This is a genomic window from Acidovorax sp. 56 (genome assembly GCF_002749705.1).
Classification (GTDB): domain Bacteria; phylum Pseudomonadota; class Gammaproteobacteria; order Burkholderiales; family Burkholderiaceae_C; genus Acidovorax.
This window is the reverse complement of sequence record NZ_PEEV01000001.1, coordinates 2,688,032-2,713,084: the sequence shown is the minus strand read 5'-3', so window position 1 is coordinate 2,713,084 and position 25,053 is coordinate 2,688,032. Positions and strand designations below refer to the sequence as shown.

21 protein-coding genes are annotated in these 25,053 nt (G+C 62.6%); 9 read left to right on the top strand and 12 right to left on the bottom strand.

The window, feature by feature from the left end:
- Nucleotides 1-27: 27 nt before the first annotated feature.
- A complete protein-coding gene (locus tag CLU88_RS12010; protein ID WP_099656798.1) occupies nucleotides 28-261 on the bottom strand; it encodes a hypothetical protein in 234 nt (77 codons plus the stop codon).
- A gap of 287 nt (nucleotides 262-548) precedes the next feature.
- On the opposite strand from CLU88_RS12010, the gene CLU88_RS12005 reads away from it, so the two are divergent.
- The 3 genes from CLU88_RS12005 (at nucleotide 549) to CLU88_RS22795 (ending at nucleotide 5,100) form a co-directional block, all read left to right on the top strand.
- Nucleotides 549-4,151 carry a hypothetical protein gene (locus CLU88_RS12005; protein WP_099656797.1) on the top strand — a complete coding sequence of 1,201 codons (3,603 nt, stop codon included), beginning with the start codon at nucleotides 549-551 and terminating at the stop codon, nucleotides 4,149-4,151.
- Nucleotides 4,148-4,387 carry a hypothetical protein gene (locus CLU88_RS22800; protein WP_143225992.1) on the top strand — a complete coding sequence of 80 codons (240 nt, stop codon included), beginning with the start codon at nucleotides 4,148-4,150 and terminating at the stop codon, nucleotides 4,385-4,387. Before CLU88_RS12005 ends, CLU88_RS22800 begins: the two co-directional genes overlap by 4 nt.
- A gap of 431 nt (nucleotides 4,388-4,818) precedes the next feature.
- Nucleotides 4,819-5,100, top strand: coding sequence for a hypothetical protein (locus tag CLU88_RS22795; protein ID WP_143225991.1), 282 nt, complete (start codon nucleotides 4,819-4,821; stop codon nucleotides 5,098-5,100).
- Between the two features lie 122 nt (nucleotides 5,101-5,222).
- On the opposite strand, the gene CLU88_RS22995 is transcribed toward CLU88_RS22795, so the two are convergent.
- On the bottom strand, nucleotides 5,223-5,372 hold the full coding sequence (locus tag CLU88_RS22995; RefSeq protein ID WP_158235601.1) for a hypothetical protein: 150 nt from the start codon (nucleotides 5,370-5,372) through the stop codon (nucleotides 5,223-5,225).
- A 799-nt stretch (nucleotides 5,373-6,171) separates the two neighbouring features.
- On the opposite strand from CLU88_RS22995, the gene CLU88_RS12000 reads away from it, so the two are divergent.
- Nucleotides 6,172-7,176 (top strand): porin, encoded by a 1,005-nt coding sequence (locus CLU88_RS12000; protein ID WP_099656796.1) that lies wholly within the window; start codon nucleotides 6,172-6,174, stop codon nucleotides 7,174-7,176.
- Nucleotides 7,177-7,439: 263 nt separating this feature from the next.
- On the opposite strand, the gene CLU88_RS22990 is transcribed toward CLU88_RS12000, so the two are convergent.
- Nucleotides 7,440-7,613, bottom strand: a complete 174-nt coding sequence (locus tag CLU88_RS22990; protein ID WP_158235600.1) for a hypothetical protein — start codon at nucleotides 7,611-7,613, stop codon at nucleotides 7,440-7,442.
- A gap of 600 nt (nucleotides 7,614-8,213) precedes the next feature.
- Here CLU88_RS22990 and CLU88_RS11990 point away from each other — a divergent pair.
- From CLU88_RS11990 to CLU88_RS11975, 4 genes are all read left to right on the top strand, one after another.
- Entirely contained in the window at nucleotides 8,214-9,239 is a 1,026-nt protein-coding gene (locus tag CLU88_RS11990; RefSeq protein WP_158235599.1) for a porin, read from the top strand.
- Nucleotides 9,240-9,417: 178 nt separating this feature from the next.
- Complete coding sequence (locus CLU88_RS11985; protein ID WP_143225990.1) at nucleotides 9,418-11,670, top strand: hypothetical protein; 2,253 nt, start codon at nucleotides 9,418-9,420, stop codon at nucleotides 11,668-11,670.
- A 99-nt stretch (nucleotides 11,671-11,769) separates the two neighbouring features.
- A complete protein-coding gene (locus CLU88_RS11980; protein WP_143225989.1) occupies nucleotides 11,770-13,050 on the top strand; it encodes a sensor histidine kinase in 1,281 nt (426 codons plus the stop codon).
- A complete protein-coding gene (locus CLU88_RS11975; protein WP_099656791.1) occupies nucleotides 13,047-13,706 on the top strand; it encodes a response regulator transcription factor in 660 nt (219 codons plus the stop codon). The genes CLU88_RS11980 and CLU88_RS11975 overlap by 4 nt, the downstream gene beginning before the upstream one ends.
- A 39-nt stretch (nucleotides 13,707-13,745) precedes the next feature.
- Here the strand turns inward: CLU88_RS11975 and CLU88_RS11970 are convergent, their stop codons facing one another.
- Nucleotides 13,746-14,387 (bottom strand): NAD(P)-dependent oxidoreductase, encoded by a 642-nt coding sequence (locus CLU88_RS11970; protein WP_099658822.1) that lies wholly within the window; start codon nucleotides 14,385-14,387, stop codon nucleotides 13,746-13,748.
- A gap of 187 nt (nucleotides 14,388-14,574) precedes the next feature.
- On the opposite strand from CLU88_RS11970, the gene CLU88_RS11965 reads away from it, so the two are divergent.
- Nucleotides 14,575-15,477: a LysR family transcriptional regulator gene (locus CLU88_RS11965; protein ID WP_099656790.1), complete on the top strand. Its 903-nt coding sequence runs from the start codon at nucleotides 14,575-14,577 to the stop codon at nucleotides 15,475-15,477.
- A gap of 173 nt (nucleotides 15,478-15,650) precedes the next feature.
- On the opposite strand, the gene CLU88_RS11960 is transcribed toward CLU88_RS11965, so the two are convergent.
- The 8 genes from CLU88_RS11960 to flgF all read right to left on the bottom strand — a co-directional run bounded on the left by CLU88_RS11960 (nucleotide 15,651) and on the right by flgF (nucleotide 25,045).
- Nucleotides 15,651-16,889 (bottom strand): HDOD domain-containing protein, encoded by a 1,239-nt coding sequence (locus CLU88_RS11960; RefSeq protein ID WP_099656789.1) that lies wholly within the window; start codon nucleotides 16,887-16,889, stop codon nucleotides 15,651-15,653.
- 58 nt (nucleotides 16,890-16,947) lie between these two features.
- Entirely contained in the window at nucleotides 16,948-18,318 is a 1,371-nt protein-coding gene (gene flgL, locus CLU88_RS11955; protein ID WP_099656788.1) for a flagellar hook-associated protein FlgL, read from the bottom strand.
- A 31-nt stretch (nucleotides 18,319-18,349) separates the two neighbouring features.
- A complete protein-coding gene (gene flgK, locus CLU88_RS11950; RefSeq protein ID WP_099656787.1) occupies nucleotides 18,350-20,278 on the bottom strand; it encodes a flagellar hook-associated protein FlgK in 1,929 nt (642 codons plus the stop codon).
- Between the two features lie 17 nt (nucleotides 20,279-20,295).
- Complete coding sequence (flgJ, locus tag CLU88_RS11945) at nucleotides 20,296-21,228, bottom strand: flagellar assembly peptidoglycan hydrolase FlgJ (RefSeq protein ID WP_099656786.1); 933 nt, start codon at nucleotides 21,226-21,228, stop codon at nucleotides 20,296-20,298.
- Between the two features lies 1 nt (nucleotide 21,229).
- Complete coding sequence (locus tag CLU88_RS11940; RefSeq protein WP_099656785.1) at nucleotides 21,230-22,381, bottom strand: flagellar basal body P-ring protein FlgI; 1,152 nt, start codon at nucleotides 22,379-22,381, stop codon at nucleotides 21,230-21,232.
- Nucleotides 22,382-22,675: 294 nt separating this feature from the next.
- Nucleotides 22,676-23,428 carry a flagellar basal body L-ring protein FlgH gene (locus CLU88_RS11935; RefSeq protein WP_099656784.1) on the bottom strand — a complete coding sequence of 251 codons (753 nt, stop codon included), beginning with the start codon at nucleotides 23,426-23,428 and terminating at the stop codon, nucleotides 22,676-22,678.
- 47 nt (nucleotides 23,429-23,475) lie between these two features.
- Nucleotides 23,476-24,258: a flagellar basal-body rod protein FlgG gene (gene flgG / locus CLU88_RS11930; protein WP_099656783.1), complete on the bottom strand. Its 783-nt coding sequence runs from the start codon at nucleotides 24,256-24,258 to the stop codon at nucleotides 23,476-23,478.
- Between the two features lie 46 nt (nucleotides 24,259-24,304).
- Nucleotides 24,305-25,045, bottom strand: coding sequence for a flagellar basal-body rod protein FlgF (flgF, locus tag CLU88_RS11925; protein ID WP_099656782.1), 741 nt, complete (start codon nucleotides 25,043-25,045; stop codon nucleotides 24,305-24,307).
- Between the last annotated feature and the right edge of the window lie 8 nt (nucleotides 25,046-25,053).

Genomic DNA, 25,053 nt, shown 5'->3' with positions numbered 1-25,053 from the left:
CAACGGCTGATGGCCCCTTTCAACGCGTCACTGCGATGGCGGCTTGGGCGCCCCCTCGGGCTTTTTGAAACCCTTGGCCGTCATGCATGCCTCAAACGCCGCATCGCCCGGCTTGCCCTGCGCCTGGCAGGCTTCAAACGCAGCCTTCAGCTCCGCACTCATCGGCGGCCGATCACCCCCAGGTGGGCCGCCCGCAGGCTGTGCCCAGGCCCCCGAGGCCAGCAAAGTCAACGAAAGCGCAGCCGCTTTGGCAAAGTTCATGGTGTGCTCCTTTCAGCAAACACCGATTGTGAGAAAGCCACGGTGAACCCCGCGTCAAGCGGTGTGAGGGCAGGGTAAAGTGCTGCAAATTTTTAAGAATGGCCGCTGGTTTTGGGGTTGAATATGCCGATAAGGCGCAAGAATAAAGCGCGAGCAGCTATGTATTTAATAGCATCCGCATGCGATGGCATTCACCGCCCCATAGGTGTTCTTCCCAGCTAGGGTGATTCCCAGCTAGGAAGCATCCCAGTTACGCACAGCGCAGTGCATCGGCACACTGCGCCGCCATGCAAGTCACATCGTCCGGCGCCGCCGCAGTGTGGGATACCCCCACCATTGAGCCCATCATTCCCTCATCGGTCGACGCCTACGACCCCGGCAACCCTGACAACGGCGGCACCCTGGACAGCCCGCCCCAGCAGCAGGACGGCAGCGCAGGCTACGACACCGTAGAAACCAAGCCCTTGCCACTAGGCCCCGCGCCGGGCTTTGAAATCCTCTACACCAAGCCCTTGCTGGTAGACCCCGCAACGGGTGAGGGGCTGGAGCTGATGCACACCAAGCCCTTGCAGATCAGCTTAGACGGCAGCGGCCCCGAGGCCTGGGGCGTGAACAAACCGCTGCAGATCGACGGTGCGCAAGGCGTCGAAATCGCCTACACCAAACCCCTGCTGATAGACCCTGCAACGGGCGAGGGGCAAGAGCTGTTGCACACCAAGCCCCTGCAGATCACACCCGAGCACGCTGCCCAGCAGGCCGCCACCCTGGGCCAACTGCCCCTGCCCCCGGGCATTGCAGCGCAAGTGGCCCCCACGCAGGCGGCCAGCCCCGACGCTGCCACGGCCGTGGCCGCCCCCAAAGCCAGCGCCATGGAGATTGCCGCGCTGGAGCTCTTGCTGGCCGAGCCCGCCAACCAGGAAATGATCGCCCAGTTTGGCCCCCCGCTGGCGCCACTGAACACCGGCACCGACGTGGGCAGCGGCATCCAGGCACGCTTTGGCACAGACCTGGGTGCGCGACTGACGCAGCTGCAGGAAGCGCAAAACAACGTGCGCGGCCAATTCCTCAAAGCCCTGGACGAAGCCCAGCAACACCCTGGGCCCAATGTGGCTGGCAGCGAACTCATCGAGCGCCATGAAAACTGGCGAGACGGTGATGTAACGGAGAAGTCGCTCTATACCGTCACCTACCCGCCAAGCGCCTCTCAGGAAAGTGATCTCAAAGCAATCGACGAGCGATTGAAGTTTGGCATGAGCGGTCGCGTGGGCACCGATTGGCACATGACCGACCCCGCCGAATTCGCCAAAGCCTACGCCGCAGGCGACAGCCCCGCGCAAAAGGCGTTTGCCAGCTTGCACGGCAAGGAGCCACTGCAGTTCCACGAAGCCGAGGAATACGGCGGCGGTGACGCTGGGCCATTCATTAACCCAGCCTACTACACCCTGGGCGAAAGCAAGCTGGTGGCTGGTGGCCAGACCGTGGACGACAACGGCAACCCTGGCGGCTGGCGTGACGCCACCCTGGAAAAAACCCAGCTCACCCCCGAACAAAACCGCAGGCTCATCAACAACGAATACCTGTGGTTTGACCCCGTCAACGGCTGGAGCACGGACCTGGAGAACAACATCCGGCCCAGCAACAGCTTCATCGACAAAGCCTTCCCACTGGTGTTCGCTGGCGTCATGACGATGATGACGGCGGGCGCCTTCGGCATCACCGCTGCCAGTGCCAGCACCAGCCTAGGCCAGAGCATGGCCCTGGGTGCTATCAGCAGTGCCAGCATGCAGCTGACCACCGGCGGCAAGCTCGACCTGGGCAACATCCTGCGCTCGGCCCTCACTGCAGGCGTCACCTTTGGCGTAACCAAGTTCACCGGGCTGGGCAACTTACTGAGCAGCACCGATACAGCCACCCGCACCCTGGGCCACCTGGGCAAAGCAGGTCTGCAAGGCCTGCTGCAAGAAGCCACTGGCGGCCAATTCAAAGACGGCCTGGCCAACAGCCTCCTCTCCAGCGTGGCAGGCGAAGTGGGCAAGAGCCTGGACAGCCACATCGCCGACCTCAGCGACAAGGGGCAGTTGAACGTGCAAGAAGCCAGCACCCTGCGCCTGATGAGCCGCGCCGCCAGCAGCGCCGTGCGCGTGGCAGGCAGCGGCGGCGACGCGGCAGGCTTTGCCAGCGACTTCCTGGGCGGCTTGATGGAAGAAGCCAACCCCTTTGCAGGCAAAGCAGATGCAGGCGGCAAGGCTGATAAAGCGAACAAGCCCGACAACGAATGGGTGCAAAGCCTGGGCGCCAGCGACGTGGACCCCACCCAGGCTCAAGGCCTCAAGCCCGGAGGCAGCCTGCAAGGCCTGCGGGTCTCGGGTGATGCGCTGTCAGGCTGGGGTGATGGGATTGGTGGGGCTGGTCATGGCCAGTCGCGGGACGGGCTTGGCAACGCGTTGGGTGGTTCTTTGCTTGACGACGCTAGCAATCTAGATGGACCAGCAGAGGGCGCTCTGTCCAGTGCGCAGGAAAGCTTCAGGAAAGACGAGATCCAAGAACAGAACTGGAACGCTCGCACACAAAATGCGCTGGCGCTTGCTGGCCCAGGTCGCTGGGAAGACGACATGCCTTTATCGGCAGCGGATCAGTACGTTCAGAACTCTGGGGGTGAGGTGCTCAACTTAGCCGTCCGATCTGACACCCTTACAGGTCCGTCCTATAACGGTGTCAGCGCGAACGCTGGTCAAGGGACTTCCGACGATCCACGTGTTTCAGGCGATCTGGAAGTTCGCGAGTCAGCAGAGACCATGCTCCCTGAAGACCTGCGGCGCTTTGAGCTGGAGTACCGAAACAGGAATGAGCAAATTGAGCCAACTACAGGAAGCGCACTGGCGGATGAGGCCATCCAGCGCGCAGCAGGTACCGTCCTGGGGGTCGCAAGCATCGTGCATGGCGGTGCTCAGTTGGCTACCGACCAAATGTGGGCAATCGGAAATGCGGTCTCCGGCGGCTGGTTGGCCAACAACGTGCCCGCAGCACAAGCTGCCACGGATCGCAACATTGAGCTAGGCAATTCGCTGCTGAACCTGCCGGGACAGCTATCACGGGGCGCGCTGCGCGCCGTGACCGGCAATTGGTACGGCGCGGCTCAGGATGCAAGCAACGCTTTGCAGCTGAATGAGATCCAGGCGGCCAATGCCAGGGGAGACTACCTGAGCGCCCAGGTCATGACCACGCAAGCTGGCATTAATGTGGCGGGTCTTGCTATGGGAGGTGTGGGTGCTGCTAGGGCAGGATTGGAGCTTGCGGCAGTGCAGAATGTGCGCAATGGGGCGCAGTTGGCGGCTCAGAAGGCCGCGGAAAATCTGTCAGCGCCGCGTCAGCTGAATTCGCAGTTTGGGGGACTTAGGATTGGCAGTGCGGAAATAGGATCCTCTAGGGGCACTGAGGGTCTTCCGGTTCCTCGTGTAGATGTAAGCGATAGATTTGAAATAAAACCGTACAACGGTGTGATGGATATCGATTACCTTGATGCAGAGAATGGCACTCATGGACTGAATGCATATCTAGACCGTAACGGTCGACTATCCTTTGAAGTTCGCGCGCAAGGTGATGCGTCTACTCATGGATCCGGAACGGATATGTTCGCGAGCTTGATGAAGCGACTAAGTAAACAAAATATTCAAGTCAACGGAATTACTGGCACCTGGGTGTCAGGAACAGACAGCGTGAATGCCGCCCAGTTTTCAAGAAACGTTGCCGCAGGAATGACTGCAGAACAGGCAGCGCTCAATACATGGACGGGCAAGTTAGCATCACGATATGGCTACACCACTGTTTCGGGCCCTGATCCAATTGGGGGAGTCCAATTTGCACATTTTAAGAAGCCGCTCAAACCATGAACGTACTAATCAACGGTATTAAAGCTTCAGAGCATTTCCGAGAAATGCTGACGATGAATCCGGAACTGACGGGTAGAGAATTGTCGCAACTATTCGTTGCACAGTTTCCGGAAATTAATGGTGCGGCGGTGCAACTGATTCGACGCTGGGTGGGAGTACATGGCGGTATTTCAGACTCCGACTTAAACACGGGTTTGCTACATTTTTTGGATGAGGCAGGATATCTTAAGAAGTAGCTGTCCGCATAAGGCGCAGGGGTCAAAGCATTCACCTTGCCTCAGGCACGCTCTTCTCTTATGTCAAATCGCGCTCCAGCGCTGGACTTGAACCCGCCCTTACTTTTCAAGAGCAATCAGCTATCAATTAAATAGCGTTTGTTCACCGAATTCCCTCTAGCATGCGCCTTCGCGGCGTTGGTCATTTCGCGTAGCCTCGGCATAGCCACGCGCAGCGAATGCGATGGCTGGCCCCTGGTGGGAGGGTTGGTGGCTTGGTGGGTGCGGGAATGGATGGCTGGGCAACCCAACCGCAAAACCACGGCAAAACTGGGTAGGTACACAACTGACTGATGGGCCAACGCAAAAGGCAAGACCTGACCCCGCATATGCGCGCTTGGTCTGAGCGATGAGGATGTTCGCATCCTTAAGATACTGCGCGACAAGGGGCTATGACCATGGGACAGGAATTATTGATTCGTGAAGTCTTTCGCTTCAGTAGCGGAAGAACCATTTTTGCTTGTGAGGGCGCTACGATTTCGGATGCCTTTGCTGGCCGACAAGCTCGGCTGGTGGTTGATGGACAACCTCGCCAGAGTATCTCGTTAGCGAGTGAACGCAGCATGCTTAATCAGACGAAACATCTCACCGAACGCGCACTTGAAACGCTTGACAGCGTGAACCTTGAACTGGAAGAGGTGCAAAACGGAAGATGCCGCCTTGTTCTGGATTAAGGCAACGCGGAACAAGGCAATTGCCCAAGCCATTCCCGAATGGCAAAGTTTCTCAAACTTTTTTGGCCTATTGCACTGCTCATTTGGGTAGTTCGCTGGGCCTCGAGGTTCGACTCCTGCACTTAGCGGCGCACCTGCCCCTGCAAATGCTCTTGGCACAGGTAGATGCTGGCCATCGCTAGAGCAGTGAACGCTCGCGCAGCGTTCTTGCGCGAGGGCAACGGGGGCAGGTCTTGCATCTCGCCCCCAGGCATGCTTTTCAATTGAGCCAAATCACGCTCAAGCGCCTACTCTTCAAGCGCAATCAGCTATCAATTGAATAGCGTTTGTTCACTGAATCCTCCTCAATCTGCGCCTTCGCGGCTTTGGTCATTCCGTGCAGCCTCAGCACAGCCAGCCGCAGTGAACGCGACGGCTGGCCCATGGTGGAAGGGTTGGTGGCGTGACGGGTGCGGGAAGGGATGTCTGGGCAACTCAACGGCAAACCCAGGGCATGACTGGGTAAGTGAAAAACCGTCTGATGAAGCTGCGCAACCGGCAAGACCTGTCCCCGGCTAGGCCGGAGGCGTAGCCCCGCTTTGGCTCACCCCCTTCTACACGCTGGAACTGCGCGCTCGGTCGGGGCGGTTTCTTTGGCTGCGTGGGCCACGGGTGACGGGGCGGCTGTTGCTGGGGGGTGTGGCTGTGAAATGGGTAAAAAATGGCTCTAGCGCCCTATATATAAGCGCTAGCAGCTATGAATAAGATAGCGATTTCAAATGCGCAGGCGCTTGCCGCGCGGTGGGTTGTGTTTGCCACGGCCGTTGTCGCCCGCTGGCCGTTGGGGCGGGGCGCGCGACGTGCGGGGGGGGCCAAACTGCGGCGAAGTGCCCCAACCAATTGCAAACAAAAGCAACATTCTTTTCACGCCCCCTTATGGTGCAGTAACACCTGCAGTTACTTATCTGCCAATGGCGGGCGAAGCGGGGCGATTGCGGTAGAGGTATTTGCTGTAATGGGCGGGTTTTGCGTGGCAGGGGATTATCTGTTACGTGAATTTACAGAAATATCGTTTTTCTACATAAGGCAATCATGAAAAAGATCCAACTAACTGGCTTGGCTTTGGCTACCTTGGCGGCATGCGCTCCTGCTTGGGCGCAATCGACTGTGACGATTTATGGTGCAGTGGATACGGCCATCGGCAAATTTTATCAAGCAGATTCAACCCAAATTAAAGAATACAAGACGAGCCTTCAAAGTTCGTCGCGCGTTAATCTTCAGGATAGTTTTGTTGGATTTAAAGGCGTCGAAGAGTTGGGTGGCGGATTGCAAGTGGGTTTTCAATTGGAGCAAAAACTCGATGCTTCCAGTGGATCCGCTGACCCGGAAGGCGCTTTTGCCCGAAGTTCTAATGTTTGGCTGGGCGGAGGGTGGGGTCGTATTACTTTGGGTAGGGCAATTACCCCGAGCTACAACGCCATGGCTGCGTGGGATCTGATGGGCGCTGGCAATAATTCCATCGCTTTGAGAACTTTTGGTGCCGTAGGTACTGGAGGTCAGCGCCAATCCAATCAAATTAGCTACCGTACACCACAACTGGGGGGGCTAATTGTTGAGGCTGCGTATACGCCAAAAGAAAACAACCGTAGCAAAATTGATTTGGGTGCCACCTATGCGACAGGCCCACTGATTATGGGGGTGGCTTACAACAAGTTTAGTGACTTAGATGCGAATTATGCTTTTGGTGCTAAATATCATTATCAGAATTTTGAGTTTTCTGGTGGATATTATCATTCTCGCAACGGCAATTCATATTCTGAAAATACGTTGCAGGTTGTGCCGAATGCTATTTTCGGATCTGATGGAGTTACATTGGGCGGTAAAGCTACTTGGGGGCAGTTCTCTGCAGGAGTAGACATTGCGAGAGAGATAAAAGCCGAGTCTGTGGTTGGTAATACGCGCTTTGATGAAAAGAAATATACCAATGTTTTGATTAATGGAGCCTATGCTTTTTCAAAACGGACGAAGACATATGTTAATTACATGCGAGCTGGTGGATTTAACAACTATGGCGTTGGACTGAGCCACAGCTTCTGATCGCGTGGCACTACGATTTGAATCTGTGTTGATACAACCTTCCTGATGAGTGATGGCTTCGTTGGAGGTGTGACTACGTCGGTCATGCCCCCCATTCTGCAACCTCCGGCGCCAGAGTCGCCGGTGCAGCTTCCGGCGCTCGATCCCCCCATACACTTACCGATCCCCCATTCGGTGCCACTCCTGCAGGAAATGACTCCGCAGGCGCTGGCAAGCCGCCCGATGCTGATGGGCATGGCGACACTTCTCCTTCCCCTGATCCTTCAGCCGATGGCTCCCGTGGCGACGCGGGGGCTGCGGGGTTGCCGGACGCTGGCGGCACCGGGGGGCATGGGCAAGGTGGTGTGGGTGGGCTGGCGGTGCTGGGGCAGGATCGGTGGGATATTCCAGCGCTGACGACGGGTGCCCGGTAGCTGGTTGTTAGTGCCTACTTGCATGTGGGGTGAACGCCTGATGGCGTTTGGCCCTTGGGTGCTGGTATGGAGGCAGTTGGGGCGGTGGCGTGTAGCTGTGGCCGCCTGCCCGATAGCTTGTGTGCGAGGGCTTGCTGCACAGCTCCGTAGGGCGCGGGCCACGGTGTGACTGGCTCACGCCTGGTGTCCCGCGTTGGAAGTTCGTTGACGAAATAAAGAAGTCGAAATCGTCGTCAGGCAAGGCGCAAAACGCAGCGCCCACTTGCCGCTCGATTCGTGCAAAGGAACCCTGGCCGTCAAGGGGCTGCGGCGCTGCGCTGCGCATTTTGGGTGCGGGCGCTGGGTGCCCTGGGGGTGGCGGCTTTGCTCACCGCTGAGCCTGTTATGTCGCCTGTTTGGCGGCTGTTTGTCGCCATGTGGGGGCGAAGTGAATTGCAAACAAAAGCAACATTCTTTTCACGCCCTCTTATGGTGCGGTAACACCTGATGTTGCTTATCTGCCATTGGGCCGCGAGCACGGTCGATAGGGATGGGGGTATTTGCTGTAATGGGCGGGTTTTGCGTGGCAGAGGATTATCTGTTACGCGAATTTACAGAAATATCGTTTTTCTACATAAGGCAATCATGAAAAAGATCCAACTAACTGGCTTGGCTTTGGCTACTTTGGCGGTATGCGCTCCTGCTTGGGCGCAATCGACTGTGACGATTTATGGTGCGGTTGATATGGCAGTGGGGAAGGACTTCCAAGTAGATGCCTTACAAATTAGGCCGGGAAAAACCGGTTTGCAGAGCGCATCGCGAGTGAATCTCCAAGACAGTTATGTGGGATTTAAGGGCGTTGAAGATCTTGGCGGTGGTCTACAAGTGGGATTTCAACTGGAACAAGGCTTGGATGCCTCTAATGGAATAGCGGACCCCGAAGGTGCTTTTGCGCGCGGGGCCAATCTTTGGATGGGTGGTGGTTGGGGGCGTTTGACGCTGGGCCGGGCGCTTACTCCCAGCTACAACGCCATGGCAGCTTGGGATTTGATGGGGGCTGGAAATCATTCTGTCGCTATTAATACTTTTGGCGGAGTTGGATTCAACCGCTACAAGCGCCAATCCAATCAAATAAGCTACCGCACTCCACAGTTGGGTGGTCTAGTTGTCGAGGCGGCATACGTGCCAAAGGATGACAATATGTTTGAAGGTGCTAATCGCAGCAAATTTGATCTTGGGGCGGTATATAAGTCAGGGCCTTTGACTGTTGGCGCTGCCTATAACAAAGTTAGTGGGCAGGAAGCTAACTTCGCCACTGGTGCCAAGTATCAATATCAAAATTTTGAATTTGCTGTGGGGTATTTTCAGGCGCGAAATGGTCAGTTTTATGATGATGTGACATATCAGCGGGTTACCAATGGAGTTATTGGCACAAATGGAGTGACTCTCGGTGCCAAGGCAAGCTGGGATCGATTTAGTGCTGGATTTGATATTGCGAGAGAGACGAAATCTGAGTACACCGTTGGAAGCTCTCGTTTTGACTCTAAAAAGCAGACAAATTTTGTGATTAATGGGACGTACGCATTATCCAAGAGAACTCAGGCATATGTGAACTATCTGCGTTGGGCGGGTGTTAATAACTATGGTGTTGGGCTGAGCCATAGTTTTTAATTCTCATACTGATCGGTGAAATGTTTTTTATGTGCAATAACCCCTCGTAAAAATGGCGGGCCCCTCTCTTTCACCGGTTGTTTCTTCTCCGTCCCCTGTTGAGGTTCCATCGCCGCCTGTACCGGTTCCAGATACGCCGGTACAGTCTCCAGTACCCAATACACCCACCGACCCCCCATTGGGCGCCACTCCTCCAGGAGACAACCCCGCGGGCATTGGCAAGCAACCCGATGCTGTGGGGCGTGGCGACTCTTCTGCTTCCTCTGGTTCTTTGGCCGATGGCTCCCGTGGCGATGCGGGGGCTGCGGGGTCGCCGCATACCGGCGGCACCGAGGGGCAGGGACAAGGTGGTGGTACTGGCACTGCGGATGCGGGTGGCCCGGGCATGGGCGGTGGCACCGGTGTTGGAACTGGACCCGGTGCTGGTGTCGGTGCCGGTGCAGCTGGCTCGAGCGGGCTGGGTGGCGGTTTTGCGCCCTCCGATTTTTCGGGGGTGGTGGGCTCCGGTGGGGCGGGCTATTCCAGCGCTGGCGATGGGCGTCCGGTGGCTGGCGGCAACGTGCCTGCGGGCTACACGCCCCATGGCGGTTCGCCCCCGGGCGGTAGCCTGCAGGGCGGCCGGGGTGGTGGGGCTGCTGGCCAGACGGGGGCGGGACAGTCGCCGTTTGCGCAGGGGGCTGTGGGTGGTTCGTCGGTGCCGGGGCAAGGTGTGGGCTGGGGCTTTGGCGTTGGCCAGGGCGGCGGCCAAGGTGCAGGGCGTGGGCAGCAGGGCGTGGGCCAGAACATGGGCCAAGGTGCTGGCCCGTGGCCGGGCGTTGGGGCTGGCGTTGGGGCCGTGGGTGCGGGTGTGTCGGCCCAGGGGCGGGGCGCCGGGGGCGTGTCTGCTGGTGTGGCCGTGGGTGTTCCGGCGGGCGTTTCGGTTGGCGTGGGTGTCAGGGGTGATGCTGGGGCTTATGCGTCGGCTTCGGTCTCGGTGAAGAGCGCCGTGGGGGCGCCTGCTTTCCAGGTGCAGTCTGCCGGGGTGGCGAACACGCCCGCGCAGTCGTCGTCGTCAGCGCAATCTCAAGCGCATTCCTCAGCGCAATCTCCATCACCAACACAACAAGGCCAAGGGTTGGCATCGGCACAGGCGGGTGGGGCCCAGGGCGTGGCTGCGCGCGGTGCGGGTGGTCAGGGTGTGCCTGCGGATGCCCGGGGCGGCGCGGTGGCGGTGGCTGCTGGGCGTGCGGGTGGGGCGCAGTCGGCGGTGGTGCAGGCGCAGGCTGCGTTGGCCCAGGCGGTGGGGCGCACCATGGCGGGGCAGATGACTGCGGGTGGCGCTGCGATGGCGTTGGCCCAGGCGCAGTGGGCGCTGCGGGCATCGCGGCTGGGCGATGGGGCCATGGCTGCGGGCGCAGACCGGCTGGGGGCGGCGCGTTCGCCCGAACTGGCGCAGCGGGCTGGGCGGGCCGATGGGGTGGCGCTGGGTGCGCGGCAGCGTCCTGATGGGGCGCAGGCGCTCATGCAAGGGCCGGGGCAGGGCCGTGTGGCCGATGGGCGGCGTGCTGATGCGCGCGGTGCTGAGGGGCCTGTGGTACGCCCTGGGCAACTGGCCCCTGCGATGGGTGCGGCCGTGGGCGATGCGGTGGCGCGTGAGGATGGTGCGGCCGAGCGGCGTGCGCGGGCTGGCGACGCGGCGGATGTGCCGCATGCGATGGCGATGGCCTTGGCTTTGGCGCCAAAGGTGCGGCGGCGGGCTTCGCAAGACCGTGTGGAGCGTGTGGAGCGTGATATGCCGCGCCACGGGGCGCCGGAGCTGGAGGACGAGGATTTGTTGGACGCCTGGGGCGATGGTGATGGCGACCCAGGCGATGGTGCCGATGGCGCGGATGCCGAGGCGGGAGCGGACGGGGCGCAGGCTGGGGCCGATGTGAGCCGGGAGGCGGCGGCCCAGCATTACCGGGCGCTGTGGGTGTGGCTGCAGGCGAATGCGCAGCAGGTGCTGCTGCGTGAGCTGGAGGCGGGCCGCTGTGTGCTGGTGCTGGCGCCGCCCGATGTGTCGCACATGCGGTTGTGGGGCCATGTGCTGCGCCCCGATGGTGCGGGCGCGGGTTTGACTGCGGGCTCTGCTGGCCAGGCATGGCCGTTGATGGCACGGTGGTCGGCCACGATGCCTGCGGACACGCAGTGGCGGGTGTGGCGTTTGCGGCAGGAGCTGGATGCGGCGGGGCGTTGGGGGCTGGGGGCTTCGCGGCCTGATCGGCACACGCCGCTGCTGGTGGTCAATGGCGCGGCAGAGTCTGCTGCGGGCGGGCCGGGTGCGTCAGAGCGCATTGCACTGCAGGAGCCGCGCCGTTTGCGGCGGTTGCTGGGATCGCAGTGGACTTTGGTGGCGCTGCGGGTGCCGGTGCCGCTGGACGGTACGGGGGCGGCTGGGCAGGCTGCAGTTTGATGGCGGTGTGGGCGCCGTTGATGGCGTTCGCGTCGTTGGTTGCTGCAGTGCCGTGATGTCCGCGCTGGCACCGTTTCAATGGTTTCAGATGGGGAAGATATGGAGCGTTGGCAGGTGAGCCTGACGGATGGGGGGAGTCTTTCTGTGGTGGTGCGTCTGCTCGATGCGCTGGGCGATGCCGCGGCTGTGTTGGATGTGGTGGGGGCGGGGCGCCTTGTGTGGTGCAGTGCGTCGTTTGCCGATTTGCTGCCCTTGGCGGGTGGCGTGGTGCCCGAGGGACTACCGTTGGGAATTTTGGCCGCACGCCTGGAGGGCTTGGCTGCCGGTGTGGCGGCGGCGCGGGCTGCGCATGCGGTGCATGTTGCCCCCGCAGGGGGCGAGCAGGGCTGGGCGGGAGCGCTGGGTTTGAGGGGGTTGCCGGGCCAGGAGCCCAGGTGGCTGGCGGCGCGGTTGTGTGCGCTGGAGGCGGATGTCGCGCGAGTTTCGGGTGGGCGTGACAGCGGGCTTTCAGGGCTTTGGGTGCTGCGCTTGGGGGCGGAGGTGGAGCTGGGCAGTGCGACGCGGCGGCACATGGAGGACCGGGAGCGTTTGCTGTTTACCTCGCGCAGCTTGGCGGTGGGAGAGATGGCGAGCACTTTGGCGCATGAGTTGAACCAGCCCTTGGGGGCGGTGGGCAATGTGCTGCGTGGCTTGAAGGCGCGCCTGGCTGCCGTGCAGGCGCAGCCTGCGCCACCCACGCCGCAGGCGCTGCAGCAGTTGGCGCAGGGGGTGCAGTTGGCGTCGGACCAGGTGCAGTACGCGGCCCGCATCATTGGACGGGTGCGCGACTACACGCAGTCGCACCAGCCCCGGCGCGAGCGGGTGGATGTGATGGGCTTGTTGCACAACAGCCTGACCCTGTTGGACTGGGACTTGGCGCGCCACCATGTGCAGTTTTCGGTGTCAGCGGATCTGCTGGAGGGCGCTTGTTTGCCGCCGGTGGCGGGTGATGGCGTGATGCTGCAGCAGGTGTTGGTGAACCTGCTGCGCAATGCCATCGATGCCATGGTGGAAACGCCCGTGGCAGAGCGCCGCCTGGATGTGGTGTGCCGTGTGGATGCAGTGGATGACCGGGTGGAGATTGCGATCACGGACGCTGGTTGCGGGGTGGGGCAGGATGCGGCGGCGCAGCTTTTCATGCCCTTTTTCTCCACCAAGCCCACGGGCATGGGCGTGGGGCTGAACATCTGCCGCAGCCTGATTGAGCTGCACCAGGGCCGCTTGTGGTTTACGCCCAATGCGGTCCGTGGGTGCACTTTTTATGTGGCGTTGCCCGTGGCGTTGATGGACGAGGCAGAGCAGCTACCTGAATTTCTCGATTCGAAAGACTTTGTCGCATGACCGAACAGGCTGTTTCCGACGTGCCACGCACGCTGTATTTGTTGGACGACAACACGGATTTCCGCACCACGGCCAAGTGGTGGCTGAGCGGTGCGGGCTATGAGGTGGTGGATTTTGAGGATGGACAGGCGGCCATTGCTGCGCTGCAGGCGCTCAGCGCACAGGAGTTGGGTCGCTCTTGTCTCCTGCTGGATGTGCGGATGCCCGGCATGAGCGGGCTGCAGGTGCACGATGCGCTGATTGCCTGCGGCGTTGCGGGGCCCGGGGGGGCGTTGCCCATCATCTACATGACAGGGCATGGCGACGTACCGCTGGCGGTGCAGGCGATGGAAAAAGGTGCGGTGACGTTTTTGGAAAAGCCGTTTGAAGAGAGCGCGCTGGAGTCAGCCCTGGCCCGTGCGTTTGCGCCTCGCGCGGACGCGGCCCCACAGGCTGCGCCTTGTCCTGAGTTTCAGCGCCGATTGGCAGGGCTTACGGTGCGTGAAACCCAGGTCATGCAGGGTGTGGTGGACGGCAAGATCAGCAAAGTGATTGCCCGAGACCTGAACATCAGCTCCAAGACCGTGGAGCTGCACCGTGGCCGGGTGTTGGCCAAGATGCAGGCAGAGTCGGCCATTCACCTCACGCGCATGGTGGTGGAGCAACGCGTGCTGTGAGCTGGCTGTCAGACGCCCTCACGCAATCAACCCCCCAGCTCAATACGCCACCGTAAAGCGCTGCTGCAGGTGGCGCGGCGCTTCCAGCTCGTCCACGATGGCGACGGCGAGGTCGGCCACGCTGATCTTGCCGGGCTGCTCGCCATTCATCAGGGGCGATTCAGTGCCCAGGCGGTATTGGCCGGTGCGCTCGCCGGGCTCTAGCAAGATGGCGGGGGACAGGAAGGTCCACTGCAAGGTGGATTCCTGGCGCAACAGGTTCAGCGCTTCGCGGGCGGCCAATGCGCCGTTTTTCCACTCGGCAGGGAACTGGGGGGTGTCCACCAGTTGCACGCCAGGCGCCACATACAGGCTGCCAGCGCCGCCCACCACCAGCAGGCGTTGCAAGCCTGCGGCTTTGGTGCCTGCGGTGATGGCGCGGCTGCCGCGCAGGAATTCGTCGTGCAGGTCGGGGTGCGTCCAGCCGGGGTTGTAGGCGCTGGCCACGGCGTCGGTGCCGCGCACGGCCTGGGCCACCTGGGCGGGGTCGGTTACGTCGGCTTGCACCACGCTCAGGCCTTCGCGCGGGGCGATTTTGCTGGGGGTGCGTGCCAGGGCCGTGACGCGGTGGCCGCGCTGCAGCAGTTCGTTCAACAGGGCGGTGCCCACAAAGCCGGTGGCGCCAATCAGTGCGATGTGCATGGTGTGTTCCTGCAAGTCTGAGTTGCTATTCCAAGTGAAGATGGAGCAAGGTTATGGCTAACAACGCCCCCGCGGTAGAGGGCAAAATTGGCTTTGTCTTTGAAGCTGTGCTTCACAATGGGCTGAATTGGCCGGGTTGGCCCGTTTGCTTGGTGCGCTGGGCCATGGGAAATCAAAGGGTGAAGCAATGGACGATCTCAAGCGCATGGCGGTGTTTGCCACGGTGGTGCAGCATGGCTCGATGACGGGCGCGGCGCGGGCCCTGGGCATGAGCCCTTCGGCCGTGAGCCAGCAGGTGCGCCAGTTGGAGCGCGAGGGCGGCGTCACGCTGCTGCACCGCTCTACCCGCAAACTGGCGTTGACCGAGGCAGGCCAGCGCTACCACGCGCAATGCGCCGCCATGTGCGCGGCGGCCGAGCAGGCGCGGGCCGAGTTGGCCGCCTCGCGCGATGCGCCCAGCGGCGAGCTGCGCCTGTCGGCCACGGTGGGTTTTGCGCGGCACATTGCGCCTGCGCTGGGCGACTTGCTGGCGCAGTACCCAGCGCTGCGTCTGCGGCTGCTGGTAGACGATGCGCCCATCGACCTCATCAACGCCCGTGTGGACCTGGCCGTGCGCTTTGGCCGCCTGGCCGATTCGAGCTGGGCGGCGCGCCGGTTGGGGGCGTTGCAGTGGTGGCTGTGTGCGTCACCCGGTTGGGTGGCGCAGCATGGTGCACCAGACACGCCCGATGCGCTGCTGGCCCACAGCTGGCTGGGCTTTGCGCGCGAAGGCGGTGGCCTGCTGCTGGACTTGCACCATGCCGATGGCGCAACGCGCAGCCTGCGGGTGCAGCCACGCATTGCCAGCAACAACCAGTTGTCGATCCAGCAGATGTGTGAGTCCGGTCTGGGTTTGGCGCTGATGGGCAGCATGGATGTGCAAGACGCACTGGCCAGTGGGCGGCTGGTGCGGCTGCTGCCGCGGTGGTCGTTTGGCACGCTCGATATCTGGGCCGTCACGCCCCAGCGCGACGCGCAGCCGGCCAAGGTGCGCCAAGCCATTGCGGCATTGCACAGCTACCTGGTCACGCAGCCTGGGGTGCTGGAGTAGCCGTATGGATTCGGCATGGGCGTGTTGGACACCTGCGGGAGCCTGCTTGAATCGCCCAAGCCGAGCGCAGTGGATGCGCCGCGCAGGGTTTCGACAAGCTCAACCCGAACGGATATTTCAGGTTCAAAGAGGCTGACTCCGTAAGCGCAGGGGATGCTGTGGCCGCAATGGCCTCAGCGGCTGGCCGGGGGGCGTTCCACTTCCAGCTCGCTCAGCACCCGCAGCAGGGCGCGGTTGACCTCTTCCAGGTCCATCTCGTGTTCTTCGCACAGGCGGCGGATCACGCTGGCGTCGTCTCCCTCCAGCGCGCAGGCCATTTGCAGGCTGGGTGCGTAGGGGCCGGTGCGCAGCACGGTGGCGTCGTAAATGCGCTCGGACAGCGGAATGCGGTGCAGGATGGTGCCCAGGGGCTCGCGCAGCAGCTCGTCCATTTGCGACAGCAGCGCGCACAGGTAAATCTCGCGGCGCAGCTCGTTTTCCATGCCGGGGTTGAGCAGCTGGGTGGTCAGGTGCGCGCGCATCACCATCGCTTCGCGGATGGGCTGCATGCTGGGCTCGGTGCTGGAATGCGGTAGCTGGTCAGACAGCCAGCGCTGGATGGAGCCATAGCCCATCATCACCAGCCCGCGCCGCAGCGAGTCGATGCCGGTGCGCAGCCCAAGCGCAGCCGAGTTCGTGTAGATCATGAACCGGTAGGCCAGGATGGGGTCCTCGCTCATGATGTCTTCGAACGTTTCCAGCGATTGCTCGGCGTCGATGGCGCGCATGAGCTTGTGGATCACTGCGTGCGAAGGCTGCTGCGGCGTGTGGCGCATGCTGTAGAGCACGTCTTCGGCGGGCCAGCCAGCCAGAGCCAGGGCGTTGTTGTCCAGGCAATGCTCCATCAGCGCGCGGCTGGCCACGTTTTCGTACATCTGCCCCGCCAGGATGGGGCTGAGGTTGCGCGGCGGTGGCTTGGGGCTGCCGGGCTGCTGCGGTGCGCGTTGCAGGGCCGCAATGGTGTCTTCAGGCCGCAGGGTGAGCAGGCTGTTGTCAAAGCAGCGGGCTATTTCGGCGGGGGGCAGGGTGGCGATTTCGCCGCGCCACACCAGCTTGAGGCCCCGCCGGTGGGCTGCGCGCACCTGGTTGAAGATGGTGGAGTCGTTCAGCCAGTCGTTGCGCACCTCAATCCAGGGGGCGCCGCGCGGCGCGCTTTCAAGCAGGCTGGAGAGTAACTGGTGCGTTTGGGGCGACAGCAGCAACGGTGGCGAGCTGGCCGACCACAGCTCTTGCAGGGTGCGCAGCAGGTGGCCTGCATCGACCATCGTCGAAGATTCGTTGTGCAAGTACAGCTGCACACCGGCAAGTTTGCGGGCGCGGTTCCACAAGGGGCGGTAGCCCAGAATCAAACTGCCAAGAACGGATTGGACCATGTGCTCTCAGGCGATGTGGGCCGTCTGGCCGACCCGGCGCGCTGCGCGGGTCGGAACGCTAGCCGATGTAGTTGAACAGCGAAAGCTTCTGAACCGATGCATAGGTCTGCAGCGCTGCCTGGTAGCCCGTCTGCTGGTTCTGGAAGTCCGAAATGCCTTTGATCATATCCAGATCCTCGGCCCTGGAACGGTCGGCTTCCAGTTGAACGGAGCGCTTGTCCTGGTCGCCGGTGATGCGGTCTGCGCGGTTGAGCAACTCGCCCGCGTAGCTGCGGATATTGCTCAGGCGTTCAAGCCCGATGTCGATGTTGGCCAGCGCCTGCCCCGAGGCCTGTGCCGCCACGTTGGAGTTAGGGGCCGCCTTGAGCTCGGTGATGGCTTTGTCTATGACGCTGAACAGGCTGGCGTTGGGCGAGATATTGAGTGTGTCGCCATTGGCGGGCGCCACGGTGATGGTGCCGTCCACCGCCTTGGTGGGCGTGGCCGTGATCTTCATCGACATGCCGGTGGGCAGCCCATTGATGCTGAACTCGTTCTTCTCGCCGATCTTGATCGGGTTCAGTGTCTGCGCAGCGGGGGGCACAAAGGCCGGGTCGGTGCTGGTGATGTTGTAGGTGGCCGACAGGGTGTTGGTGGCCGGGTTGAGCGTGACGCCAGAAAAACTCACGCTGTAGGTGTAGGCCTGCCCGGTGGCGGGGTCTTTGTTGAAGGTGGTGCCTGGGGCAATGTCAATGGCCGAGGTGTTCAGCGCGCGGCTGGGCTGCGCGCCCGTGGGCACCGAGCCGGTCGTGGCGCCGGGCAGGATCACGGTGCTGGTGCCTTGCGTGATCGTTGCGTGAAAGCTGCCATCGCGGTTGGCATCGAACATGAAGGCGGCATCCCCATCCAGGGTGTTGGGGATGGACACCCCGGTACTGGCGTTCTGCCCGGCTTGCCCAGCGAAAAGATAGTCGGGCGTGCCGCTCAAGGGGCCCATGAAGGGCGATTGCGCGCTGCCCAGGGCGCCCAGCAGCGGCAGGCCATTGGTGTCGGTGCGATTGGCCACGGCCGTGAGCTGGTCGCGCAGGCTCTGCAACTGGTTGGCAATGGTGGCGCGCTCGCTGCTGCTCAGGGACGCGTTGCCAGCGTTCACCATCAGTTCACGGACCTCTTGCACCAGGCTCACGGCATCGCCCACCGATGACTCGGCCTGGGCAATGGCGTTGCGCTGGGTTTCCAGTGCGCGCTGCTCGGTCTGGATGCGGGTCATGCGGGTCATCGCCCGCTCGGCCTGGGCGGCTGAGACAGGGTCGTCGCTGGCGCGCACCACGCGTTTGCCCGAGGTCAGGTTCTCTTGCAGATTGACCAGCGAAGCCTGCCGCGCCGACACGTTGCGGATGGAGTTGTCATACATGTTGGCGGTGCCAACGCGAAAGATGGTATTGCTCATGTCAGGCTCCTACGGAGGACTTCAGAGGGTGTCATCGACCCAGGTTCTGGATCAGGGTGTCAAAGACACTCTGCGCAATCTGCAGCATTTTGGCCGACGCTTGGTAGGCCTGCTGGTACTGCAACAGCTTGGCCGCCTCTTCGTCCAGGTTGACGCCGGACACGGAGGTGCGGTCGTTTTCCAGGTTCTTGGCGATGGTGGTGGACAGCTCGGAGGCAAACAGCGCGCTTTGCGTGCGTGTACCCACCTGCGCCATGGCGCTGGCGTAGCCGTCGCTCATGGTGGATTCGTCAAACATCTTCACATCGCGCAGGTTCATCAGCGCCGTGGCGTTGCCTGCATTGCGGGTGTAGTTGTCGCCGTACTGGGGGTCCAGCGCATTGCCCACCTTCACGGTGTCACCCGTCTTGGGCGTGCCTTTGAGGGTGATCTCCCAGCCGTCGATGACGATGGGCGTGCCCGCCGTGTAGGCCAGGCCCGTGGTGCCTGATGGGGGGGTGGTTGAGCCTGTCACGCTGTAAGTCGTTGGTGGGCCTGCTGTGAAGGTCAGCTGCACACCGGCGGGGATTGGAGGGGCGGTGAACCCGCTCTTGGCCGTGAGGCTGGACAGCTGCAGCGTGCCTGCGTTGGATGTGCCCATGGCCGCATTCACCGGGTTGGCCGCAGCCAGGTCGCGCGGCGAATACACCAGTGCCTGCATGTTGGCCGCGGCCGTGCTGAAGGGCTTGAACAGCATGCGTTCACCCGCAGCGCCGGTGGCCGTGAGGTTGAAGGTCAACCCATCAATCTGCTGGCTGGCCAGGTTGGCCGCGTTGGTGAAGGCTGTGGCCTTGCCGTCGGACAGGCGCACCACTTGCCCGGCGGGGGGCGTGGTGAAGCGGATTTCGTAGTCCGACGCGGCGAACTGGGTGGCGTCGGTGAAGGTGACATTGCCCACGGCCGTGCCGTTGGTGGTGCCTGGCATGCTGGTGGGCAGGGCAAACAGGTCTTTGCCCAGCTGGCCGTCCAGCGTCAGGCCCTGGTTTTGCTGCTCGTTGAGCGTCATGCCGATGGCCATGGCCATGCGCCCGAGCAGGTTGCGCCCTTCGGCCAGATCGGTGTTGTTGAACTTGAGCAGGCCGGTCACACTGCCGCCGCCCAGCGTGTTTTCGTCCAGTTCGATGGAGGGTGAGCCGGGTCGGTTGAAGAGCAGCTTGAGCTGCCCGCTGGCGGGGAAGGTGGAGGAGTCTGCAATCGAGACCGTGGTGGCCGTGGTGCCCAGCACCAGGGGCTGGCTGCCCCCCACGAACAGGCCCACGGTGCCGTCGTCGGCTGGGATCTGTGTGGTTTGAACGTACTGGTTGATCTCGCGGATGATCTGGTCGCGCTGGTCCAGCAGGTCGTTGGGCGTTTGCCCGTTGCCGGTGGCGCGGGCAATCTGCTCGTTCACCGAGGCCATTTGCTGGGCCAGGTTGTTGATGGTGTTGGCGCTGTTTTGCAGCTGCTGGGAGACGGTGTACTGGATCTCGTTGATGCGATCGGCCGATGTGCGCATGCGGGCCGCTGTTTCATCGATGCGGGTGAGCACCAGCGTGCGCGCCGACAGGTCGGTAGGGGAGGCCACGACGTCCGAGAACGCATTCATCATGTCGGTGATGGCGGCGCCCAGCCCGGCCGTGCCGCCGCCGAAAATCTCTTGCAACTGGCTCAGCCGCTCGGCCCGCACCGTGTCGGCGGCGCTGACCGAGCCCGCTGCGGCCGACTGGCGGGTGAGCAGCTCGCTTTGGTTGCGCAAAATGGTTTGCACATCCACACCTTGGCCGATGTAGCCGCCGCCCGTGAACTGGCCCTGCACGGTTTGCAGCACCACGGTCTGGCGCGAGTACCCGGGCGTGTTGACGTTGGCAATGTTGTTGCCTGCGGTTTGCAGCGCGACCTGGTTGGCCATCAGGGCGCGGGCGCCTACGTTGAGCAGTCCCATGATTTACCCCGCTTCCATCACGCTTGTGCCTTTTGGGCCCGCAGTGCGCTATGGATCGCACCGCTGAGCTTTCTGGCGTATTCCGGGTCGGTGGCGTAGCCCGCCTTTTGCAGCTCGGTGGCATAAGCCACAGCCGAGCCCGTCTTGGCGGTGGCTTGGGCCTTTTCGTAGCGGGGGCTGTTGGTGATGAGCTGGGCGTAGTCCCGGAACGATGCTTCGTACGAGTCGTAGGCGCGGAACTTGGCCACCACCTTGCGGGGCACACCGTCCACGTACTCGGTGGTCGTCACCTCGGCCACCTTGCCTGTCCAACCCTTGCCGGCCTTGATGCCGAACAGGTTGTAGGAGGTGGAGCCATCCTTGTTGCGGATCTCGCTCTTGCCCCAGCCGGTTTCGTGGCCTGCCTGGCCCAGCATGAAGCTGGCGGGGATGCCGCTTTCCTTGGCCACGGTTTCGGCCGTGCTGCTCAGGTGCTGCACAAATTCATCGCGCCCTTTGGGGGCGGGGGTGGTGGTCACGCCCGCGATGCTGGCGGAGCCTGTAGCCGCCTTGGTGGCCGCAGTGCTGCGCCCAGTGACTTGCTGCAGGCTCAAGGTGGAGGGCACGGAGAACGTGGGCTCGGCCGCACCCATCTGGCGCGACAGTTGCCGGGCGATGGCCTCAGACAAGCCCCCGGGCTGGCCCGACATCTGCACCGACAGTTGCTGGTCCAGCATGTCGGTGCCCAGGTCGCCTCCGGCGCTGTCGAGCATGCCCGACTTCATGGTGGCCTCGCGCATGCTCTTGATCAGCTCGCGCATGAACAGCGACTCAAACTGCTTGGCCGCCTCTTTGGTGGCCTCGGGGCTGTTTTGTCCGGCTTCGTACTTGAGGTTGTTGAGCGAGCGCGTGTCCACCGCCAGCGCCTGGTGCGCGCCGGTCGATGTGGACGAGGGCAGGGTCACGGCCATGTCAGATCACCTCCAGCTCCGCATTCAGCGCACCTGCCGCCTTGATGGCCTGCAAGATGGCCAGCAGGTCTTGCGGCGTGGCGCCCAGCTGGTTCAGTGCGCGCACCACATCGGCCAGTTGGGCCGAGGGCGGCATCTGGATGATGTTGCCCGGCTCCTGGTTGATGGTGATGTCGCTCTTTTGCGTGACCACGGTTTGCCCTTGCGACAGCGGGTTGGGCTGGCTGATGACCGGGGTGGAGCTGATGGTGATAGACAGGTTGCCGTGCGCAATGGCGCATGAGCCCAGCGTCACGGCCTGGTTCAGCACGATGGAGCCGGTGCGGGCGTTGATGACCACCTTGGCGGCGGGGGTGGAGTTTTCGAGTGGCAGCTCTTCCAGATCGGCAATGAAGCCCACCCGCGCGCCTGGGTCTTGCGGTGCGCGCACCTGCACGGTGCGCCCGTCCAGGGCGGTGGCCAGGCCGTTGCCCAGCTTGGCGTTGATGGCCTGGGCCACCTTGCGTGCGGTCTGGAAGTCCGATGCATTCAAGCCCAGGTTGATGGTGTCGCCCTCGTTCAACGGGGTGGGGACCGACCGCTCGACCTGGGCGCCTTGTGGAATGCGACCGGCCGACAGGTGGTTGATTTGCACCTTGCTGCCTCCTGCCGAAGCGCCAGCGCCGCCCACCACCAGGTTGCCCTGGGCCAGGGCGTAGATCTCGCCGTCGGCGCCGCGCAGCGGGGTGGCAATGAGCGTGCCGCCCTTGAGCGACTTGGAGTTGCCCATCGATGACACATTCACATCCAGCATCTGCCCCGGCTGGGCAAAAGCGGGCAATTGGGTGGTGACGATCACAGCCGCCACGTTCTTGAGCTGCAGCTGCGAGGCCGTTCCGGGCGGCAGGGTGATGCCCATTTGCTGCAGGTAGTTGGACATGGCCTGCGTGGTGTAGGGCATCTGGGTGGTCTGGTCACCCGTGCCGTCCAGTCCCACGACCAGGCCGTAGCCTGTGAGCTGGTTGCTGCGCACGCCTTGCACCGCCGCCACTTCCTTGATGCGCACGGCGTGCGCGGTGGGCGCGGCGGCCGCCAGCACTGCGGCCAGCAGGAGCCAGAGTGCACGCAGCTTGCGCGGCCAAAGGGAGTGGGACGAGGCTTTCATGGCTTCCATTGTGGGTTGCCATGGCAAAAACTAAAACCCAAAAAGAAGCCGGTTCACCAGCCTTTTGCCTGCGATCTGCGTGGTGCCCGCCGCTTCAAGCGTGGGCGCCGCCCTAGACGCCACTTGGCGAGAAATATCAATAAAAATGCCACCTAGAGCGCACTAGTAAAGCGCTAGCAGCTATAAATTTGATAGTAATTGAAGCGTCTGGTGCGTGCGGCACGTGCAGTCGGGACATGAAAAAGCCGCTGGCCCCCTGCGCATGCAGACAGCCAGCGGCGCTTTGGCACCGGCATTCGCGGATCAGAACGGCGTGACCTTGTTGAAGAACCGGCCCAGCCAGCCCTGTGCCTGCACCTCGCCTTGCGAGCCACGGCCGCGCGACTCGATGCGCACGTTGGCCACCTGGGTGGAGTTGATGATGCTGCCTGGCTGCATCACGCGCGGATCGATGGTGCCGGAAAAGCGCAGCACGTCCACGTTCTGGTTCACGCCGATTTGCTTCTCGCCAGCCACCACCAGGTGCCCGTTGGGCAAGACATCGATCACAGTGGCGGTGATGGAGCCAGAGAAGGTGTTGGCGCTTTCGGTGCCGCCCTTGCCGGAGAACGCGTTGCCAGACTTGGCGCCGAGTCCCAGCTTGCCGACATCGCTTGCCCCCACAAAGGGCAGTGCTGTTACGGCATTGGAGACGTTGGCCGAGCGGTCCAGTGTGGAGGAGGACTCTTGCTTGGCCGTCACGTTTTCCACGATCTGGATCGTGACCAGATCGCCCACCAGCCGGGCCCGGCGGTCTTCAAACGCTGGCCGGTAGCTGGCGGTGTTGAACAAACTTCCGTTGGCTGGCTGAGGCGCCGCACGCGGCGCAATGCTGAGCTGCGGCGGAGTGGTGGGCAGGATGTCCACAGGCGGTGTTGGCGACAGGCTGGCGCAGCCCGTGGCCAGCAGGCTGGCGAGCACGCCCGTGACCGCCCAAAGCCCATGGCGTGGGCGGGCAGTGTGTGTGCAGGCGGTGTGTGTGCCTGCGACCAAGGGGGCTGCAGTGGTGCGGTTCATGGCGTGCCTTCCTGGGGGCCTGGGGTAGGGCCCGTGGTGCGTGTGGGTTACAGCTGGCTCAGCTTGGCCAGCATTTGGTCGGTGGTGGTGATGGCCTTGGAGTTCATCTCGTAAGCACGTTGGGTCTGGATCATGTTCACCAGTTCTTCCACCACGTTGACGTTGGACGACTCCAAAAACCCTTGCTTGATGATGCCCAGACCGTTGGTGCCGGGCGTGCCCTGCTGGGGCTGGCCCGACGCCGCCGATTCCTTGAACAGGTTTTGCCCGATGGGCTCCAGCCCGCCAACGTTCACAAAGCCCGACATCGCCAGGGTGCCCAGTGGCTGGGGAGCGGTGTTGCCCGGCACGGTGGCCGACACGGCGCCATCGCTGCTGATGCTGATGCTGGTGGCATTGGCGGGCACGGTGATGCCATTGGCCACCGGCAGGCCGCCCGAGGTCACCATGCGCCCTTGCGCATCCACCTTGAACGAACCGTCGCGGGTGTAGCCGATGGTGCCGTCGGGCATGGTCACTTCAAAAAAGCCATTGCCGTTGATGGCCACGTCCAGGTTGTTCTTGGACTCTTGCAGGCTGCCCTGCTCAAAGTTGCGCCCGATGGACACCGTGCGCGCCCCCAGCCCCATGTGCAGCCCGGTGGGCAACTGGTTTTGCTCGGTGGCGGCGGCGCCCACCTGGCGGTAGTTCTGGTAGGCCAGGTCTTCGATGTTGGCGAAGTTGCGCTTGAAGCCCGTGGTGGACACGTTGGACAGGTTGTGCGAGTGCAGGTCGATATTGGTCTGCTGCACAGTCATGCCGGACTTGGCGGTGTAGAGGGCGGTGAACATGGCGGTTTCCTTGCGTTCGGTTCAGCGTGGGGCGACGGGCTTGGCCTCAGCCATTGAGGCTGAGCAACTGCGCAGCCGATTTGTCGTTGGTTTCTGCCGTTTGCAGCAGCTTCATCTGTTGCTCGAACTGGCGGGACGCGGCGATCATTCCCACCATGCTCTCCACGGTGTTCACATTCGAGCCTTCCACCGCGCCGCTGAGCATGCGGGCCGTGGCGTCGTTGGGCATGGGGTCGCCAGACGCTGTGCGAAACAGGCCGTCGTCACCGCGCTTGAGCGGGTCTTCCGCCGTGGGAGACGCCAGCTTCAGCCGCCCCAGTGCCTGCGGGGGCTGCCCTGCCGTCTTGGCCGTGATGGTGCCATCGGCGCCCAGGGTTACCTCAGCGCGGGGGGGCACGTCAATCGGGGCGCCGCCGTCAGACAGCACCGGCAGGCCCGAGGGCGTGACCAACTGGCCGGTGGCCGACACATCGAACGAGCCCGCACGGGTGTAGGCCTCCAGCCCGTCGAGCCCTTGCACGGCAAACCAGGCGTTGCCCATGGCCATGGCGTCGAGGTTGCGGCCAGTGGTCTTGGCGGGGCCTGCCGTGTTCAGGTAGCCCGAGGTGGCCTCCAGCGCGAAGACCCGCGTGGTCGATCCATTGCCTTGCACGGGCACCGAGCGGAAGGTGGACATCTCTGCCCGAAAGCCGTTGGTGGACGCATTGGCCAGGTTGTTGGCCAGCACCGACTGCCGGTGCTCTGCGGCTTTGGCCCCTGTCATGCTGGTGTAGATGATGCGGTCCATGGCGGCTC

Bases quoted from the DNA above. Each gene is read 5' to 3' on its own strand.
- CLU88_RS22990 (WP_158235600.1), bottom strand. From the start codon at position 7,613: ATGCAAGTAGGCACTAACAACCAGCTACCGGGCACCCGTCGTCAGCGC.
- CLU88_RS12010 (WP_099656798.1), bottom strand. From the start codon at position 261: ATGAACTTTGCCAAAGCGGCTGCGCTTTCGTTGACTTTGCTGGCCTCG.
- CLU88_RS22800 (WP_143225992.1), top strand. From the start codon at position 4,148: ATGAACGTACTAATCAACGGTATTAAAGCTTCAGAGCATTTCCGAGAA.
- CLU88_RS12005 (WP_099656797.1), top strand. From the start codon at position 549: ATGCAAGTCACATCGTCCGGCGCCGCCGCAGTGTGGGATACCCCCACC.
- CLU88_RS11990 (WP_158235599.1), top strand. From the start codon at position 8,214: ATGAAAAAGATCCAACTAACTGGCTTGGCTTTGGCTACTTTGGCGGTA.
- flgF (WP_099656782.1), bottom strand. From the start codon at position 25,045: ATGGACCGCATCATCTACACCAGCATGACAGGGGCCAAAGCCGCAGAG.
- CLU88_RS11960 (WP_099656789.1), bottom strand. From the start codon at position 16,889: ATGGTCCAATCCGTTCTTGGCAGTTTGATTCTGGGCTACCGCCCCTTG.
- CLU88_RS11980 (WP_143225989.1), top strand. From the start codon at position 11,770: ATGGAGCGTTGGCAGGTGAGCCTGACGGATGGGGGGAGTCTTTCTGTG.
- flgG (WP_099656783.1), bottom strand. From the start codon at position 24,258: ATGTTCACCGCCCTCTACACCGCCAAGTCCGGCATGACTGTGCAGCAG.
- flgL (WP_099656788.1), bottom strand. From the start codon at position 18,318: ATGAGCAATACCATCTTTCGCGTTGGCACCGCCAACATGTATGACAAC.
- CLU88_RS11970 (WP_099658822.1), bottom strand. From the start codon at position 14,387: ATGCACATCGCACTGATTGGCGCCACCGGCTTTGTGGGCACCGCCCTG.
- CLU88_RS11975 (WP_099656791.1), top strand. From the start codon at position 13,047: ATGACCGAACAGGCTGTTTCCGACGTGCCACGCACGCTGTATTTGTTG.
- CLU88_RS11935 (WP_099656784.1), bottom strand. From the start codon at position 23,428: ATGAACCGCACCACTGCAGCCCCCTTGGTCGCAGGCACACACACCGCC.
- CLU88_RS11940 (WP_099656785.1), bottom strand. From the start codon at position 22,381: ATGGAAGCCATGAAAGCCTCGTCCCACTCCCTTTGGCCGCGCAAGCTG.
- CLU88_RS22795 (WP_143225991.1), top strand. From the start codon at position 4,819: ATGACCATGGGACAGGAATTATTGATTCGTGAAGTCTTTCGCTTCAGT.
- flgK (WP_099656787.1), bottom strand. From the start codon at position 20,278: ATGGGACTGCTCAACGTAGGCGCCCGCGCCCTGATGGCCAACCAGGTC.
- CLU88_RS12000 (WP_099656796.1), top strand. From the start codon at position 6,172: ATGAAAAAGATCCAACTAACTGGCTTGGCTTTGGCTACCTTGGCGGCA.
- flgJ (WP_099656786.1), bottom strand. From the start codon at position 21,228: ATGGCCGTGACCCTGCCCTCGTCCACATCGACCGGCGCGCACCAGGCG.
- CLU88_RS11965 (WP_099656790.1), top strand. From the start codon at position 14,575: ATGGACGATCTCAAGCGCATGGCGGTGTTTGCCACGGTGGTGCAGCAT.